Origin of the sequence: Desulfosporosinus sp. (assembly GCF_014237355.1) — a bacterium.
Taxonomy (GTDB): Bacteria; Bacillota; Desulfitobacteriia; order Desulfitobacteriales; family Desulfitobacteriaceae; genus Desulfosporosinus.
In genome coordinates, this window is sequence record NZ_JABZFS010000052.1 from 1 (window position 1) to 15,992 (window position 15,992).

Genomic DNA, 15,992 nt, shown 5'->3' on the forward strand with positions numbered 1-15,992 from the left:
TAAGTGTGCAAGCTGGTTGCCAAGGTCCAATCTATGGCTGCCTATGTACCGTTCATGCATGAAAAGAAGTGTTGAATATTTGAAAGATGCAAAATAATTGGTTGCCCGCCTCATCCCAAAGGTAAGGGAAGGGCGTAGCTTGGTAAAGTTAAACTGTCGTAGTTAAGGGACGTGATGAGGTGGGTTGGGGAAGGTGTAACTTTGCCTCACAAAAGTATTCACTCGGTGATTTTAAGGACGTAACGGTTATTTTTCAGGGGTTAGACTGCTCATCTGTTTTTTCTAAATACTAAGGAGTTGTTCGAAGTGGATGTAACCTACACCAAGGCGTGTATTTTAGAGAATCAGATTGAGGCCCATATTATAAATGATTTTTTAAAGGGTCAGGAAATTCCACATTATATCAACTCATTTTATAGTGGAGCTTATGACGGGCTGTTTCAGCTCAGCAGTGGTTGGGGGGCCGTTTTTGCGCCACAGATATATCACCAGACAATCCAGGAATTTCTTATCGATTTGAGGAAAAGTAACCAGTTTTCATAAAGTGACGGTGAATATGTTCCCGATACTTCCAGTCATCTCAAGATCGCGGAAGGGCGTAAGCGGCTTGGTAAAGAGGTACTGGGGTAGCTATGGGATGTGCTGGGGTGGGTTGATTTATAAGGATGTTATCGTAGAACCTGCGGGATAAAAAACTAAATTGCCCTAAGATAGAAAAAGCAGCCTTTCTAAGCTGAAGGGCCGCTTTTGTTTGGACGCAGATGAATTATATCTTTAACGTCGAGCTTCATCCTTTTTTTCTGCTATGAAATAGTCAATACTTTCCCTGCGACGTTCATTTTTTGCTTCAATAGCTTGCCTCTCTTCATTTGAAATCTCATCTGAATGTTCTTCTAAGTAACGTTCGGATTCCCGCAAATTGACAAAAGTATGGTCGATATGATCCTGGAGTCGTTCCTCATTATCCGATCGATCATCAGGTTTGGCCAAAGTAATCACTCCTTAACTTTATTGCCTGATTAGGATGACCTAAACCGGATGATGATATGTAATGTATTCAACACGATTGTCTTCTGCCATTCTATAGACTTACAAGATTTCTACCTGCTCTTTTAGCATTATACAAGGCTATATCTGCCTGTTCTACGAGCTTTTCAGGGTCAACAGTATGTTCAGGGTATGACGAGACACCGATCGATACACTAATGTTAATTTTTCTACCAGTACTTAAAATGAAAGGATGTTGCTCTACAGCTTCTCTAATACGGTCAGCCACTTCAATTGCTTGTGCTAACGGACAGTCAGTTAGTATAACAGAAAATTCTTCACCGCCATTTCGAGAAATGATATCAATACTCCTACAGGTATTTCTTAAAATATTACCTAATTCTTTTAATACTAAATCCCCTTCAAAATGTCCAAAAGTATCATTTACTTTCTTGAAAAAATCGATATCAATAAAAAGTATGGAAAGACTTTGATTTAAAAGTTTTGCTCGATTGATGGTTATGTTTATTAGTTCATCAAATTGCCTTACATTGTTCAGCCCAGTTAAATAATCCTTTTGAGCAGCATCTTTCATTTGGCTATACAATGTATTGGCTTTTGTTACATTCTCTAACAAGAAATACATTAATAATGAGGCAACGGCTATCCCAATACAATATACGGTAAGGATATCTCTAAGCAATAGTGAATTTTTCACTAGAATTGTAAATGCAGTTCCAGCGACAATGTATACAATCAAAACCGATAAAACCCACTTAGCTGGCGTCTTTATATTCATCCTTCCTACAAAACCACAACCCATGCCTATGATAATAGCTGCAGTAAAAGCTGTAATTGATGATTGGGTAATCCCAAAATAAGCGATACGAAATATCCCAATGACCAGTGAGGTAACAACCGCTGACGGGAAAGTCGTATACAAAGCCATCATAATAATCGGGATGTTCCGAAAATCAACATAAATCTGGGGTGTTACCTGAACGCTAAATACCATTAAGAGACAGCCCAATATCCCGGATAAAATACCCACTAATATTTTTCTGTGCATAGGTGAAGAAGGTGTCGCACATTTATCTCTAAATAAATGGTTACCCAAAGTAATAAATGATACCAAAATAGTAGCATTAAAAAACATATCTCTGGCAAATTCCAACCTAATATCCCACCTTATTTACCCCTATATCAGTTCCATCAGATAAAAAATGTATTATATAACAATGTCCGATAAATATAATACCATAGTTATAATGTCGTGTGAATCGAGGAATGAAAGAATAGTATTTTAATTTAAACTTGAGTTGGAATATTTCGAATACATCCTGAGGGTTTGTTAGATGCCTAGGGAGGGGGCGAGTTTCCCTAGGGTTACCTCCGTTGTTAGCATAAATCTTACGCTTATTTCCTATTGCGTTTTATAGCTTCGAAATACATTAGGTAAGGATTGAAGTCGTCTGCAAAAATGCGTCTCTATCGTTCTCAGGAGAGAAAGTCGGTTCCTTGATAGAAGCGAATCCCTAAGTAATTGGGTATTTCGCTTCTTTGATTTTCTAATGGTCTATTGCTTAACTATGGTAATAGTGGTCATGGACTGGCAACAAAGGAAAATATTACGCGTGTACAAGCTCTACTAGGGCATGATATATTTTTTGTGTTAGCAGAAATGCGAAATAGTAAATGGCCGTTTCAAAGGATGTGATACATATGGATCAAAAGAATGTAAGATTCGGTGATTTTATTAAATCAAAACGTTTGGACTTAGAAATTACGCTTAGGGATATGTGTGAAAGGATTGGATTCTCTCCTGCATATCTAAGTGACATCGAAAACAATCGACGTTACCCGATGGATAATGACAAACTAGAATTACTAATTAAAGAACTGAAACTATCAGCCGAGGATCAAGAAACGTTATATGATTTAGCAGGCAAAGAACGTAAAGGAGCAGTATCTCCGGATTTACCCGAATATATTATGGACTCCGAGGTTGCTCCCTATGTCAGAATGGCTCTTCGGAAGGCTAAGCAGAACGATGTCACAGTGGACGATTGGAAACGCATCATTGAAGAGATTAGCAAAAAGGATAAGGAGTAGGTTATGCTAGAATTTTCATGGAGAAAAAGAGATAAGAACAATGTTCCAGTCATGAGCGCCAAAGAAATGGACGAGCTTGCTGAACTGTTGATTAATGACTATAAACCTGCTCTGATCAAAGAACCGCAACCTATTAACTATGAGCATTTTCTGGAAGTGTATCTCGGAGTCAATTTGCAATATACTGACATAACCGCTGATGCAAGCATTCTTGGAATGATAGCCTTCGATGATGGGAGGGTACCGGTTTACGATAACGAAGTAGGTCGCGAGAAAAGTATTGAAATCACCGAAGGGACTGTACTTATAGATAATCATCTTTTAGCATCCGATAAAGTCGGACGTTTGAGATTTACTGCATTGCATGAAGGCGGTGGACATTGGTGGTGTCACCGGGGCGTCTATGCAAAAAACAAAGGGCAGCTCAGCCTTGATTTTATAGATAACCAACACAGACAAAGTGTTATTAAATGTCGAGTGAACTCGGTAGAAAACTTTGCCTATCGAAGGCATACAACGTCTGAAGATTGGATGGAATACCAAGCAGATTACATGGCCTCAGCGATTGCAATGCCTAAAACACCGTTTAAAGCCGTTGCACAGCAAGTATTAAGCCATGCGGGAATAACAAATAAAAGAGTCATAATAGGAGAAGATTCAGAGACGGACTTATTTGCCATGCGAGAGTTTCCTTCGTTTGTCGCAGATATTTTCAAAGTATCCCGTCAAGCGGCTGAGATAAAGTTAAAAAACTTTGGCTTTATCAAAGATCGAAAAACGATAAAACAAGAGGTAGATCAATATTCATTCTTCTACTAAATTAAACAGGCTATATATTTTTTACTGCTTTGTTCGCAATAATGCGAAAAAGCTGATGCAAAAACTATAGATTTTTAGCTTGATACAGACGGAGCATTTGGAACTTATTTTTGTAAGTAGGAGGAGTGTATAAATGTCACAGATGGCGGAGATGGATCTTAAGGGCGTGGTGGCATGTCCAGCATGTAAGAAAGAATTTGTATTTGCATACTCGGACGCGAAAGGTCATGCTTCGATGCCCTGTATAAGATGCAGTAGGATTATAATGGTTGATTATGAGAGACTGGAGGCAACGTTAATTTCTCCTAAGAGGAGAAGAAATTTAAGGTGAAGAAAAGCAAATAAGAGACCGAGCAACGAAGAGCATGGCAACCGCCATAGTTATAACCGCCGGATGGAGTTACTTAATCAAGTAAATCTATTCGGCGGTTTTAAATTTAATATCAACTCATTACTACTGACTGAGCCACTAGGGGTAACGAACCACCACAAGGCCGGGGTATAGCTAGGAAAAGCAATACTTCGAGCCTTTTTTTGGTTTTCAGGGGTTTATTAAGTGCTGCCTTTTTTCTAGCTAGCCCTAGCAGAAGAAGGGAGCACCTATGAAAATCAAATACGAATTTGTTACCGGTGAGAGTGTAGAAATTGAAGTACCAGACGATATCGGGGAGGTATCCATTGAAATAGATAGGGTCATATATAACAGTGATCATAGAGAAACCCGACGGCACAATTCGGTTGAGAATCTTCAGGAGAAAGGTATTCATTTGGTCGATCAAAGGGTTGATGTTGTTTCCACGATTGAGAGCCTAGAAACGAACGAAAGCTTACATAATGCGTTAATCCGGCTTTTACCACAGCAGCAGGAATTAATTAAGAAGGTGTTCATTGAGGGCAGGTCGATGGCAAGCATAGCTCGTGAAGAAGGGGTGACGGCAAAGGCTATCCAAGATCGTGTAAATAAGATAAAAAGGCGGCTCAAAAAAATAATTAAAAAAGATTTGTTTTAGGGGCTTCCTTTTCGTCATTCCCGTGGCTTATATATAGAGGTACTTTTTACAGCCTCGATAATTACGCAAAGGAGGCGAAGATAATGCAAACCATCAGAATTACCATCACCAGTGAAAAGCCTACAAATGTGGTACTAACGGAGCGAAAACCTGACAAAAAGAAAAGGGCCTTACACAAAAGATTTGAGGAGTTACTGAGCCAGATCCGGAAAAGCTGAGGTCAAGACAGGAGATGAAGGTATGAAATTAATATTCGTGTGCAGCCCTTATCGAGACGATGTCGAGGCGAATACGGCAAAAGCCATTCGATACTGTTATTTTGCCTATAACAAAAAAGTCGTTCCATACGCTCCCCATCTGCATAATACGCAGTTTCTGGATGAGGACGATCGTGAGGAGCGATTAGCAGGTATCGAGTTAGGACTAGAAGTGATGAAACGTTCGGATGAACTTTGGGTCTTTGGAAGCAAACTGACGGAAGGTATGAAGGTTGAAATTGAGGCTGCGAGACGCTTGGGTATCCCCATCAAATATTTTACAGATAAATGCGAGGAGGTTTCAAAGAGATGAGAGTATGGCTAGAATTAACCCAACAAGAAGGCGAAAGGCTATTTGAGGCGGTGAAGGGATTCACGGTTGACCGTATGCAAACTGCTGTGGTCAGTGATAAGAATGATAAACAAGATGAGGGAACTGAAAGCGAAGAGAACACAGCATCTCAGAAAGAGGATGTAGAAAACCCGATTCCCATCGAAAAAGTGCGAGCTGTTTTGGCCGAAAAATCACAATCTGGGAAGCAGCCTCAGGTTAAAGATCTAATCACTAAGTACGGAGCCAAGAAACTAACCGATTTAGACCCGGCAGTCTTTCCCCAATTACTAAGAGAAGCAGAGGAGCTATAAATGGGGGAACATGCCTTATTATCCGCATCAAGCTCTCATCGTTGGTTACACTGCACACCTTCGGCAAGGCTTGAGGAGGAATTTGAAAATACGTCCAGTGTATTTGCTGCCGAAGGAACTGCAGCTCACGAGCTATCCGAATATAAACTAAGACAATACCTTGGGGAGACAGTCAAGCGACCTGTCTCCGAGTTTGATAGCGATGATCTGGATTACTACACAGATATCTACGTGGATTATGCCATTGAGCTAATAACCGAAATTAGGTCCAATTGCAAGGATCCGATCATCCTTCTTGAGCAGAGGCTGGACTATTCCTGCTATGTTGATGGGGGATTCGGAACAGGCGATCTGGTCATTGTTGCCGATAGTACATTAGATATCGTTGACCTGAAATATGGCAAGGGTGTCGCGGTGTCAGCGGAAGAAAACCCGCAAATGAAGTTGTATGCCCTGGGAGCATTGGCCCTCTTTGATAGTTTGTACGACATAAAAACAGTTCGGATGACCATTTGTCAACCTCGCTTAGAAAGCATTTCAACGTATGAGATAACTGCGGACAAGCTTATCGCTTGGGCCGAAGGAGAGCTTAGACCTAGAGCAAAGCTAGCGATTAACGGTGAAGGTGAGTTTTTGCCTGGCGGCCACTGCCGTTTCTGCAGAGCTAGACATACTTGTCGAGCAAGAGCCGATGAATACCTATCCCTTGCTAAGTATGACTTTAAGCTTCCAGCCTTACTTTCGGAAGAAGAAATTTCAGAAGTACTGAACCTTGCAGATAGGATCGCAACTTGGGCAGCCGATGTGTATGCCTTTGCAACAGATCTAGCCATAAGAGAGGGCAAAGAATGGCATGGTTATAAGTTGGTTGAAGGTCGCAGCAATCGAAGGTACACCAACGAACGTGCGGTGGTTGAAACTGTAACCGCTGCAGGTTACACCGATATTTATAAACAATCCCTCATCGGGATAACCGACATGGAAAAGTTGCTGGGCAAGAAAATGTTTAAGGAACTGCTCTCAGGACTCGTTGAAAAGCCTGCGGGAAAGCCAACTCTTGTTCAGTTCTCGGATAAACGACAGGCGATTTCATTAAACAATACGGCGGAGGCCGATTTTAAGGAGGTCATTTAACTATGGAAAACACTACAAAAGTCGTAACCGGTAAGGTTAGATTCAGCTATGCAAATGTATGGGAACCTAAATCCATAAATGGCGGTGATGAAAAATATTCAGTGAGTATTATCATTCCAAAAACAGATATGAAGACGATTGCAGATATTAAAGCAGCCATTGAACGGGCCAAGAAGGACGGTACATCTAAGTTCGGTGGAAAAGTTCCTGCCAATTTAAAGCTTCCTCTGCGTGATGGGGATGTTGATCGACCGGATGACGAGGCTTATAAGGACTCATATTTCATCAATGCCAACAGCAAGGACAGGCCTGGCATTGTAGATAAAAACGTCAAGGCAATCTTAGATCCGAGTGAGTTTTATAGTGGCTGTTACGGAAGAGCCAGCATCACCTTCTTTGCCTTCAACCAGAACGGGAGTAAAGGCATAGCTTGCGGCCTTCAAAATCTCCAGAAGCTATCGGATGGCGAGCCACTAAGCGGTCGTAGTCGAGCAGAAGATGACTTTACCACGGCTGACGATGACGACTTTCTAGCCTAATGAGAACGCTTAGTATTGACCTTGAAACATACAGTGACGTAGACCTCACCAAGTGTGGGGTCTATGCCTACACCGCCAGTCCAAGCTTCGAAATCCTTCTCTTCACTTATGCCTATGAGGAAGAGGAGGTTCTACTGGTTGATCTTGCAAGTGGCGAGAGCATTCCTGAGGATGTACTTCGTGATCTTGAAAACAACGATGTTACCAAGACCGCCTACAACGCACAATTTGAGAGAACAAGTCTATCAAGGTATTTAAACAGGCCATTGTCCCCAGTTTCCTGGCTGTGTACAGCGGTACAGTCGGCAATGTTGGGATTGCCACTTTCCCTCGAGGGTGTCGGCTTAGTTCTTGGGCTTGAACAACAGAAGCTTAAGGAAGGTAAGGATTTAATTCGGTACTTTTCAATTCCGTGTAAACCCACCCAAGCCAATGGCAACCGTACACGCAATCTACCATATCATGCACCCGAAAAATGGGAGCTTTTTAAAGCCTATTGTAAACGGGATGTCGATGTTGAAAGAGCGATCCGAAACAAAATTAAAAGTTTTCCGGTGAGCGAAAAGGAGCAGAAGCTTTATTGTCTCGACCAAGCAATTAATGACCGTGGCGTCTTGGTTGATATGGTACTCGTTAGAAAAGCAATTGATTGCGACCATCTCTATAAAAATGACATCTTCACAGAGGCTCAAGAGTTGACAGGCATTGAGAATCCGAACTCAGTAGCTCAGCTCAAAGAGTGGCTGCTAAATAATGGAGTTCATGTGGAGAGCCTTTCCAAGAAGGCGGTAGCAGACTTGGCCAGGGAATCGGATGGGGAAGTCGAGCGGCTGCTTAGTTTAAGACTACAAATGGCCAAGACGTCCATCAAGAAATATGAAGCCATCGATCGGGCTTTATGCCCGGATGGAAGGGTGCGAGGAATGCTTCAGTTCTACGGTGCAAATAGAACTGGGCGCTGGGCTGGGAGAATTATAAACGTTCAAAATCTACCACAAAATCATCTCAAGGATCTAACGCTTGCTCGGAATCTAGTTAAAGCAAGGCAATTTGATAACCTTGAGCTGCTATTTGAAAGTGTACCCGGTGTGCTCTCAGAGCTTATAAGGACTGCCTTTGTTCCAAGACAGGGACATCGTTTTATCGTGGCCGACTTCAGCGCAATCGAAGCGCGGGTCATTGCCTGGCTGGCGGGTGAGAAATGGCGGATGGAAGTGTTTAAGACTCATGGCAAGATTTATGAAGCCTCAGCCAGTCAAATGTTCAAAGTTCCGATTGAAGAAATCACTAAAGGTTCCCCTCTCCGGCAGAAAGGGAAATTATCTGAGCTCGCCCTTGGTTTCGGGGGCGGTGTCGGAGCTTTAACAGCAATGGGAGCACTTGACATGGGCGTTAAAGAGGAAGAGCTTCAGCCGCTTGTCACGGCATGGCGAGCCGCCAATCCAAGCATTACTAAGCTTTGGTGGGATATCGATCGAGCAGCTCTCAAAGCGGTCAAAGAAAAAACGCCTCAGACTGTCGGGAAAATAAACCTTGAGTGCACTAGCGGCATCTTATTTATAACCCTGCCCTCCGGACGAAGACTCTCTTACATTAAACCGAGGATTGAACTCAGCAAGTTCGGCCGTGAGGGAATTACCTTCGAAGGTATTGGCGAAAGCAAGCGATGGAGCAGGATAGACACCTACGGGCCGAAGCTTGTTGAAAATGCTGTCCAGGGCACTGCTAGAGATTTGCTAGCTGAAGCCATGCTTGCAGTCGAAGAAGCAGGCTATCTGATTGTTATGCATTGTCATGATGAAGTTGTTATAGAAACGCCGATTGGTACCGGAAGTGTAGAAGAGGTGTGCACATTAATGAGTGTACCCCCAAGATGGGCAGAGGGCCTTCCCCTTCGAGCCGATGGTTACGAGTGTGACTACTATAAAAAAGAATGAGGTGTAGCCATTGGAGTATTCAGATCTAATCAATCATCTACGGCATTACACAACAGGATCGATTGAATGTATCGATAGCATCAAAGCGAGTATGTCCAAGCAGGAGTACATGGGTTATTTAAAAGGAAACCGTCTCAAATACCTTTGGCGTTATCAGAACAAGAACGGTATTGAAGATCTCCATAAATGTGAGTGGTACTTGAATCAACTGATCACTGAAATAAGAGGTGATGTAAATGATCATATCCGTTGCCGACAGCAAGAGCTCAAAACGCTGGAAGAATATTCAGATCACTTGGGAAGCGTTTCTACAACGAGCCAATTCGACCTTTAGAACCAGTGAAACGGTCGAGGAGTATAAACGCTTACCCAAACCCAAACAGGATGAACTTAAAAATGTGGGAGGTTTTTTAGGTGGCAAGTTGAAGGAGGGGAAGCGAAAAACCGGATATGTGGAGTTTCGGTCAATGTTAACCCTGGATATGGATTATGCCAATCCCGGCATCTGGGAGCAGATTAGCATGTTTTTCGATTTTGCCTGCTGCGTATACTCGACTCACAAACACACCCCGGAAAAACCACGGCTAAGGTTGATTGTTCCTCTTTTAAGAAATACCTCGGCCGACGAATATACGGCGATTGCCAGAAAGGTCGCCTACGACATTGGTATTGAGCAGTTTGATGACACAACTTATGAGCCTACAAGACTGATGTACTGGGCTTCCACTTCCAGTAATGGCGAATTTGTCTTTGAACGTCAGGAAGGAAGGTTTCTCGACCCCGACAAAGTACTGGCGAGCTATAAAGACTGGAAGGATACATCGTCATGGCCAGTTTCCTCGAGACAGACGGCCATCGTTAAGTGTACTATTGCAAAGCAGGCCGACCCACTCGAAAAGCCAGGAGTCGTAGGAGCCTTTTGCAGAGCTTATACGATTCAAGAAGCCATTGAGACGTTTATACCGGACGTCTACAAGCCAAGCTTGATGCCGGGCAGATATGACTATATCCCTGCGGACAGTAGTGCCGGCGTTCTTATATACAATGACAAATTCTCTTTTTCACATCATGCAACGGATCCGGCCTGTGGTAAGCTATGTAACGCCTTTGACCTGGTGCGACTGCATAGGTTTAGAGACCTTGATGCAAAGGATGATGAGGATACTAGTTCTACAAAACTTCCGTCTTTCAAGGCGATGCAGGAGCTGGCAGCAGCAGACGAGGGTGTCAAACGACAACTGGCAGCAGAACGGGTTGAGCAAGCTAACAAAGACTTTATGGAAAATGATGAGGACTGGCAAACGGATCTTGAACTTCTAAAAAGTGGTGAAATCAAGGATTCCTTATCGAACATTATTTTGATCCTCCGACATGATCCAAAGTTGAAGGGTATCGCCTATAACCAACATAGCCATTGCATTGATGTAAAGGGAGACCTTCCCTGGAAGCAGGTTAAGGCGGGCTGGAGCGACTCAGATATTGCCGGGGCAAAGGCTTATCTGGACAACATCTATCACATCTGGTCACCTGGGAAATTCAAGGATGCACTGTTAGCAGTTGTGGCAGAGCGGGCCTATCATCCGATCAAGGACTATTTCGATGGTCTTCCAAAATGGGATGGCATGGAACGCCTCGATACACTCCTTATCGATTATTTAGGTGCTGAGGATAATTCCTACACTAGAGCGGTTATGAGAAAAACTCTTTGTGCCGCTGTGGCAAGGATCTATCAACCGGGTGTCAAGTTCGACCACATTCTCGTACTCAACGGACCTCAAGGCATCGGTAAGAGTACTTTCTTTGCGAGGCTTGGAGGCAAGTGGTTTTCAGACAGTCTTACCATCTCAGATATGCGGGATAAGACGGCCTCAGAAAAGCTGCAGGGCTATTTAATCCTCGAGCTTGGAGAACTTGCTGGTATCAAGAAGATTGATGTAGAAACGGTGAAATCCTTTGTCTCAAGAGACGATGACAAGTACCGCCCAAGCTATGGTACGACTGTGGAAAGCCACCCTAGACAGTGTGTTATTGTCGGGAGCACGAACAGCGATGGCGGATTTCTTCGTGATATCACAGGAAACCGCCGTTTTTGGCCGGTGCGCGTGGGAGGCAATAGCCCTAAGAAAGCCTGGGAGCTAACGGACACAGATCAGGTGTGGGCAGAAGCTATTGTGAGATACAGGACAGGCGAAGAGCTTTTTCTCAAAGGGGCCGATGCGCAGCTGGCCTTTTCAGAGCAGGTGGAAGCGATGGAGTCTGATGATCGAGAGGGACTGGTACGCGGCTATTTAGAGAAACTGCTGCCTGAGAACTGGGGAAGCATGGATTTATATGAACGCAGAAGCTTTCTAAACGGAGGAGAATTTAGCTCTTCAACGACGGGTACTGTCAGGCGTGAGCGTGTCTGCACGATGGAAATATGGTGTGAGTGCTTTGGCAAGGAGGCGGTCAACCTCAAGAAGGCAGATGCTTATGAACTGAATGCTATCTTAGCAAAGATTGAAGGCTGGAAGAGATATGACGAAAATAAGAAAGGTAACTTCAAATTTCCGATCTACGGATCACAACGAGGATACGTCAGAGTGGTAGTTGGTTCATAATTTTGATCTTAAGCAAGGTGATCAACGGTAGTGTAATAAAAGCTTCTCCCATCAAACAGACTACTCCCTGCAATCCAGTGATATCAACTCTTTCAGGGTTTAGGTAGTCAAGAAAACAAGAATTACTATATGAGTATTTAATAATAGTTAAAAGAGTGTAATATCACCCACGTAACACGTTATACCGCGCGATAGGGTTTTTAGCCCAAATGACTACCCCTTTTGACTACCGAGATTGGAGTGCTATTAATGTTAAATATCATCGAAATGATCTTAGGAGACGATTTTGTTCCGTATAACAAAGTTTACGAACTTGCTGCTGAAGCTGGATTATCAAAGTCTGACGTTAGGAAAGCCAAACTACTACATCTAGGGATTAAAACAATAACCCTTGTGAAGGATGATGAGCGATTATGGCTATGGTACATTCCAGAAAACGTCTGGAAGAACTACTCATCCGCTGTGTGAAAACCTGCATGAGGATCCAAAGATGATGAGTGAAAGTCATATTGAAAAAGCACTAGTTAGAGCTGTAAAAAGGCGTGGAGGGTTGGCCCTTAAGTTTATATCGCCTGGGATGTCAGGCGTTCCGGATCGTTTGATACTATTTTCAGATGGAAGGTTAGCTTTCATAGAGGTCAAGGCTCCGGGTGAAAAAATGAGGCCTCTTCAGATAAAGAGAAAAGGCCAATTGGAGGCATTAGGATTTTTAGTGTATTGCTTAGACGATGTTAAAGTAATTGGAGAGATGCTGGATGAACTATGTGCCCCATGAATATCAGGACTATGCCAAAGATTTCATCCTTGAACATCCCGCCTGTGGCTTGTTCTTAGACCTTGGGTTAGGCAAGACCGTGATTACGCTTACAGCCATTATCGAATTACTCTTCGATTATTTCGAAGTTGCTAAGGTTCTGGTTATTGCTCCTTTGAGGGTAGCTCAGGATACCTGGAGCAGGGAATGTGAAAAATGGGATCATTTACGCCATATCAAGATTTCCAAAGTATTAGGCACAGAAAAGGAGCGCCGCCTTGCACTCCATAGAAAAGCGGATATTTACATCATCAATCGTGAAAATGTGGAGTGGTTAGTAAAATACCACCGATGGGACTTTGATATGGTTATCGTTGACGAATTGTCAAGTTTCAAATCTCCCTCTTCTAAACGATTTAAGTCTTTGAGAAAAGTTCGTCCAAACTTTAAGCGAGTCGTTGGACTGACCGGCACACCCGCTCCGAATAGCTTGCTTGACCTCTGGTCCCAAATCAATCTACTAGACAGAGGTGAAAGGCTCGGAAGATTTATCGGCAACTATCGAAGAGATTATTTCGAGCCGGACAAACGAAACAAGCAGGTCATTTTCAGCTACAAGCTAAAGGCAGATGCCGAAGAAGCGATCTACAAGAAACTGTCCGATATCTGTGTCAGTATGAAAGCAAGGGATTATCTTGAGATGCCCAAGCGGGTAGATAATCGGATTGAGGTTTCCATGAGCGAACAGGAAATGGCCCTCTACAAGCAGCTTGAGCGTGAAATGCTGCTCCCATTCAAAGAAGGTGACATTGATGCTGTTAATGCGGCAGCGCTTTCGAATAAGCTGTTGCAAATGGCCAACGGAGCTGTCTATGACGAAAATAGAGCTGTTAGGTTAATCCATCATAAAAAGTTGGATGCCCTTGAAGATCTGGTTGAGGCATCCAACGGGAAGCCTGTCCTCATCTTCTACGGTTACATTCACGATCGAGATCGGATCGCAGAACGATTTAAGGTCAGCGAGATCAAAACCTCGGAAGATATTGAAGTCTGGAATCAAGGTGAGATCGAGATTGCCGTTGCCCATCCTGCCGCAGTCGGACATGGATTGAACCTCCAAGCTGGAGGCAGCACGATTATCTGGTTTGGGCTTACTTGGAGTTTGGAGCTTTACCAGCAGGCAAACGCAAGACTTTGGAGGCAAGGCCAGAAGGATACCGTGGTGATCCACCATATTATTACAAAAGGCACTATTGACGAACAGGTCATGAAGGCACTCGAAAGAAAACACATTGGGCAGAAGGCCCTGATTGATGCCGTTAGAGCGAGAGTAGGAGGTAGAAATGATGAATGTTAAAAACTATTTATCTCAGGCTTATTGGCTTGATCAGAGAATCAATAATAAACTTGAACAGGTCGCTAACTTGAGAGATATGGCTACCAAAGCTACTGCAAGCATCCATGCCGAGCGGGTTAGCGGTACTAAGCAGCGAAGCCCGATGGAAAATGCTATTGTAAAGATCATTGACCTGGAGCATGACATTAATAACGAAATTGACAAGCTCATTGACCTTAAACGAGAGATAGTTTCGGTGATTAATAAAGTTCAGCTGCCGGAACATGGTATCTTACTCGAACTTAGATACTTAAATTTTAAGACCTGGGAAGAAATCGCCGATATAATGAACTTTAGCTGGCGAAACATTCACTATGTCCACTCGAAAGCACTAATAGCGGTGGAAAAGAGCCAACTTTGCATGGTTTTGCACAGTCAACCTAAGATATAATATAAGCTGTAGAAAGTAGCATAGATGTAGGCCCTTGGAGATTTATCTCCCGGGGCTTTCCTTATGCTCATTTTGGTAGAGAGTAGTATTTTAAGACTGAATAATCGGAGTTGAAATCTATGCCGACAAAAACCAAGAAACCGTGTAAGCACAGAGGGTGCCCACTTCTAACTGATAAAGACTATTGTGATTTTCACGTAAGACTTCATAAAGACGACAGGCTCAGTGAAAGTAAACGTGGTCATGACAATCGATGGAGAAAAGAAAGTAAATGATACTTAAACGAGAATCCTCTATGTAGATACTGCGAGAGAGAAGAGAAGCTAACCCCAGTTGAAGTTGTGGACCATATTATTCCGCATCGAGGCGATAAGGCCTTGTTCTGGGATGAAAGTAAGTGGCAGCCCCATTGTAAACGGTGTCATGATCGAAAAACAAGAACCCCACGATCAGTAAAAAGAATACAAATATAGTACAAACTTGAGCTTGTTCAAAACTGTAATATTCCTACATGTGATAAGTAATTATATGTAGGGGGTGTTGTCTATGGATGATGTGTTGTCAATTGAAGATGATAAAGACAAAATCATAGCGACAATAAATAGAGTTATAGAGGAAATTGAAGAGTTAAAAGATGATTTATCCTCGAAGAGAAAAGATACAGAAGAAATCAAAGATATAAGCATCAGGTTGAAGCAAATAGAATTAGCTTTAAAACCAAAACAAAAATGGTTCAAGGAGAAAATAGATTCACTAGACGATGCCTTAAAAGAATTAACGGAAATACGATTTAGTATTATGTCAAATATGAAAGGCAAGATGTTTGAAATAATTCATAAAAATTTATTAGATGGGATGTATTTAGAAGGAGTTAGTGATAACTTCAAAAATATCGTATTTAATAATGTTGAAGTTGGAAATATTGAAGTGGTTGAAGACAACACACTTGAAATCAAAATAAGAGTTAATGTTTATGAGAATACCGATGAATTTGAAGTTCATGACCCTTGTAGGATGTATAGTATAATATCCTTTATCAATACCAAATTTAACTATAAACTAACTAATACAAAAGAAATCTAACTCAAAATACAAGTTACTGTCAGTGTATTTGTAAGAGGTGCTTATTATTAGAAAAACATTAACCAAGGAAAAGTCAAAGCGTATAAATGCTAATGCGTGTATGGTTGTCCCCCTTCAGTGAATTTTGCAAATAATAAAGCCCCGTGGGTCAATAACTTTGAGGGGGAACCGTGCTCAAAGCCACTTGTAATATTTGTAAATGGTTCACCTCTATTGCGTAAGAGTTTAAGAGTTAATTAAAAATGAATTTGCCCATGAACCTTTGCTAGTAAAAGGCTTGTGGGTTTTTTGTTTGCGGAGGGTTTGTAAGTGAATGATGAGCAAAGGA

21 protein-coding genes are annotated in these 15,992 nt (G+C 42.4%); 19 read left to right on the top strand and 2 right to left on the bottom strand.

Annotated elements, in window-relative coordinates:
• Window positions 1-306 precede the first annotated feature (306 nt).
• Window positions 307-543, top strand: coding sequence for a hypothetical protein (locus tag HGJ98_RS11505; RefSeq protein WP_291351512.1), 237 nt, complete (start codon window positions 307-309; stop codon window positions 541-543).
• A gap of 231 nt (window positions 544-774) precedes the next feature.
• On the opposite strand, the gene tlp is transcribed toward HGJ98_RS11505, so the two are convergent.
• Window positions 775-990 (bottom strand): small acid-soluble spore protein Tlp, encoded by a 216-nt coding sequence (gene tlp, locus HGJ98_RS11510; protein WP_291351514.1) that lies wholly within the window; start codon window positions 988-990, stop codon window positions 775-777.
• A gap of 91 nt (window positions 991-1,081) precedes the next feature.
• The gene (locus HGJ98_RS11515) at window positions 1,082-2,161 is read right to left on the bottom strand and encodes a diguanylate cyclase (protein ID WP_291351516.1); all 1,080 of its coding nucleotides are present in this window, start codon (window positions 2,159-2,161) and stop codon (window positions 1,082-1,084) included.
• A gap of 548 nt (window positions 2,162-2,709) precedes the next feature.
• Between HGJ98_RS11515 and HGJ98_RS11520 the strand changes: the two genes are divergently transcribed.
• The 18 genes from HGJ98_RS11520 to HGJ98_RS11605 all read left to right on the top strand — a co-directional run bounded on the left by HGJ98_RS11520 (window position 2,710) and on the right by HGJ98_RS11605 (window position 15,664).
• A complete protein-coding gene (locus tag HGJ98_RS11520) occupies window positions 2,710-3,099 on the top strand; it encodes a helix-turn-helix transcriptional regulator (RefSeq protein ID WP_291351518.1) in 390 nt (129 codons plus the stop codon).
• A 3-nt stretch (window positions 3,100-3,102) separates the two neighbouring features.
• Window positions 3,103-3,918 carry an ImmA/IrrE family metallo-endopeptidase gene (locus HGJ98_RS11525; RefSeq protein ID WP_291351520.1) on the top strand — a complete coding sequence of 272 codons (816 nt, stop codon included), beginning with the start codon at window positions 3,103-3,105 and terminating at the stop codon, window positions 3,916-3,918.
• 133 nt (window positions 3,919-4,051) lie between these two features.
• Complete coding sequence (locus tag HGJ98_RS11530; protein WP_291351522.1) at window positions 4,052-4,249, top strand: hypothetical protein; 198 nt, start codon at window positions 4,052-4,054, stop codon at window positions 4,247-4,249.
• A gap of 271 nt (window positions 4,250-4,520) precedes the next feature.
• Window positions 4,521-4,928 (top strand): sigma factor-like helix-turn-helix DNA-binding protein, encoded by a 408-nt coding sequence (locus HGJ98_RS11535; protein ID WP_291351524.1) that lies wholly within the window; start codon window positions 4,521-4,523, stop codon window positions 4,926-4,928.
• An 83-nt stretch (window positions 4,929-5,011) separates the two neighbouring features.
• Window positions 5,012-5,146: a hypothetical protein gene (locus HGJ98_RS11540; protein WP_291351525.1), complete on the top strand. Its 135-nt coding sequence runs from the start codon at window positions 5,012-5,014 to the stop codon at window positions 5,144-5,146.
• Window positions 5,147-5,168: 22 nt separating this feature from the next.
• A complete protein-coding gene (locus HGJ98_RS11545) occupies window positions 5,169-5,498 on the top strand; it encodes a DUF4406 domain-containing protein (RefSeq protein WP_291351527.1) in 330 nt (109 codons plus the stop codon).
• A complete protein-coding gene (locus HGJ98_RS11550; RefSeq protein ID WP_291351529.1) occupies window positions 5,495-5,830 on the top strand; it encodes a DNA ligase in 336 nt (111 codons plus the stop codon). The genes HGJ98_RS11545 and HGJ98_RS11550 overlap by 4 nt, the downstream gene beginning before the upstream one ends.
• Complete coding sequence (locus HGJ98_RS11555; RefSeq protein ID WP_291351531.1) at window positions 5,831-6,964, top strand: DUF2800 domain-containing protein; 1,134 nt, start codon at window positions 5,831-5,833, stop codon at window positions 6,962-6,964.
• A gap of 2 nt (window positions 6,965-6,966) precedes the next feature.
• Window positions 6,967-7,503 (top strand): DUF2815 family protein, encoded by a 537-nt coding sequence (locus tag HGJ98_RS11560; RefSeq protein ID WP_291351532.1) that lies wholly within the window; start codon window positions 6,967-6,969, stop codon window positions 7,501-7,503.
• Complete coding sequence (locus HGJ98_RS11565) at window positions 7,503-9,440, top strand: DNA polymerase (RefSeq protein WP_291351534.1); 1,938 nt, start codon at window positions 7,503-7,505, stop codon at window positions 9,438-9,440. Before HGJ98_RS11560 ends, HGJ98_RS11565 begins: the two co-directional genes overlap by 1 nt.
• A gap of 10 nt (window positions 9,441-9,450) precedes the next feature.
• On the top strand, window positions 9,451-9,774 hold the full coding sequence (locus HGJ98_RS11570) for a DUF3310 domain-containing protein (protein WP_291351536.1): 324 nt from the start codon (window positions 9,451-9,453) through the stop codon (window positions 9,772-9,774).
• Entirely contained in the window at window positions 9,677-12,040 is a 2,364-nt protein-coding gene (locus tag HGJ98_RS11575; protein WP_291351537.1) for a virulence-associated E family protein, read from the top strand. Before HGJ98_RS11570 ends, HGJ98_RS11575 begins: the two co-directional genes overlap by 98 nt.
• A gap of 249 nt (window positions 12,041-12,289) precedes the next feature.
• On the top strand, window positions 12,290-12,508 hold the full coding sequence (locus tag HGJ98_RS11580; RefSeq protein WP_291351539.1) for a hypothetical protein: 219 nt from the start codon (window positions 12,290-12,292) through the stop codon (window positions 12,506-12,508).
• 25 nt (window positions 12,509-12,533) lie between these two features.
• The gene (locus HGJ98_RS11585) at window positions 12,534-12,815 is read left to right on the top strand and encodes a VRR-NUC domain-containing protein (RefSeq protein ID WP_291351541.1); all 282 of its coding nucleotides are present in this window, start codon (window positions 12,534-12,536) and stop codon (window positions 12,813-12,815) included.
• Window positions 12,796-14,151 (top strand): DEAD/DEAH box helicase, encoded by a 1,356-nt coding sequence (locus tag HGJ98_RS11590; protein WP_291351543.1) that lies wholly within the window; start codon window positions 12,796-12,798, stop codon window positions 14,149-14,151. Before HGJ98_RS11585 ends, HGJ98_RS11590 begins: the two co-directional genes overlap by 20 nt.
• Window positions 14,141-14,581: a DUF1492 domain-containing protein gene (locus tag HGJ98_RS11595; protein WP_291351545.1), complete on the top strand. Its 441-nt coding sequence runs from the start codon at window positions 14,141-14,143 to the stop codon at window positions 14,579-14,581. Before HGJ98_RS11590 ends, HGJ98_RS11595 begins: the two co-directional genes overlap by 11 nt.
• 341 nt (window positions 14,582-14,922) lie before the next feature.
• On the top strand, window positions 14,923-15,054 hold the full coding sequence (locus HGJ98_RS22405; RefSeq protein WP_367142722.1) for a hypothetical protein: 132 nt from the start codon (window positions 14,923-14,925) through the stop codon (window positions 15,052-15,054).
• Window positions 15,055-15,127: 73 nt separating this feature from the next.
• Complete coding sequence (locus HGJ98_RS11605; RefSeq protein ID WP_291351547.1) at window positions 15,128-15,664, top strand: hypothetical protein; 537 nt, start codon at window positions 15,128-15,130, stop codon at window positions 15,662-15,664.
• The last annotated feature ends 328 nt before the right edge of the window (window positions 15,665-15,992 follow it).

What these genes read in the sequence shown, in the direction of transcription:
- HGJ98_RS11575 (WP_291351537.1), top strand. Translation starts at nt 9,677, where the DNA reads ATGATCATATCCGTTGCCGACAGCAAGAGCTCAAAACGCTGGAAGAAT.
- HGJ98_RS11585 (WP_291351541.1), top strand. Translation starts at nt 12,534, where the DNA reads ATGAGTGAAAGTCATATTGAAAAAGCACTAGTTAGAGCTGTAAAAAGG.
- HGJ98_RS11525 (WP_291351520.1), top strand. Translation starts at nt 3,103, where the DNA reads ATGCTAGAATTTTCATGGAGAAAAAGAGATAAGAACAATGTTCCAGTC.
- HGJ98_RS11555 (WP_291351531.1), top strand. Translation starts at nt 5,831, where the DNA reads ATGGGGGAACATGCCTTATTATCCGCATCAAGCTCTCATCGTTGGTTA.
- HGJ98_RS11550 (WP_291351529.1), top strand. Translation starts at nt 5,495, where the DNA reads ATGAGAGTATGGCTAGAATTAACCCAACAAGAAGGCGAAAGGCTATTT.
- HGJ98_RS11580 (WP_291351539.1), top strand. Translation starts at nt 12,290, where the DNA reads ATGTTAAATATCATCGAAATGATCTTAGGAGACGATTTTGTTCCGTAT.
- HGJ98_RS11540 (WP_291351525.1), top strand. Translation starts at nt 5,012, where the DNA reads ATGCAAACCATCAGAATTACCATCACCAGTGAAAAGCCTACAAATGTG.
- HGJ98_RS11545 (WP_291351527.1), top strand. Translation starts at nt 5,169, where the DNA reads ATGAAATTAATATTCGTGTGCAGCCCTTATCGAGACGATGTCGAGGCG.
- HGJ98_RS11535 (WP_291351524.1), top strand. Translation starts at nt 4,521, where the DNA reads ATGAAAATCAAATACGAATTTGTTACCGGTGAGAGTGTAGAAATTGAA.
- HGJ98_RS11560 (WP_291351532.1), top strand. Translation starts at nt 6,967, where the DNA reads ATGGAAAACACTACAAAAGTCGTAACCGGTAAGGTTAGATTCAGCTAT.
- HGJ98_RS11595 (WP_291351545.1), top strand. Translation starts at nt 14,141, where the DNA reads ATGAATGTTAAAAACTATTTATCTCAGGCTTATTGGCTTGATCAGAGA.
- HGJ98_RS11565 (WP_291351534.1), top strand. Translation starts at nt 7,503, where the DNA reads ATGAGAACGCTTAGTATTGACCTTGAAACATACAGTGACGTAGACCTC.
- HGJ98_RS11530 (WP_291351522.1), top strand. Translation starts at nt 4,052, where the DNA reads ATGTCACAGATGGCGGAGATGGATCTTAAGGGCGTGGTGGCATGTCCA.
- HGJ98_RS11590 (WP_291351543.1), top strand. Translation starts at nt 12,796, where the DNA reads ATGAACTATGTGCCCCATGAATATCAGGACTATGCCAAAGATTTCATC.
- HGJ98_RS11520 (WP_291351518.1), top strand. Translation starts at nt 2,710, where the DNA reads ATGGATCAAAAGAATGTAAGATTCGGTGATTTTATTAAATCAAAACGT.
- HGJ98_RS11605 (WP_291351547.1), top strand. Translation starts at nt 15,128, where the DNA reads ATGGATGATGTGTTGTCAATTGAAGATGATAAAGACAAAATCATAGCG.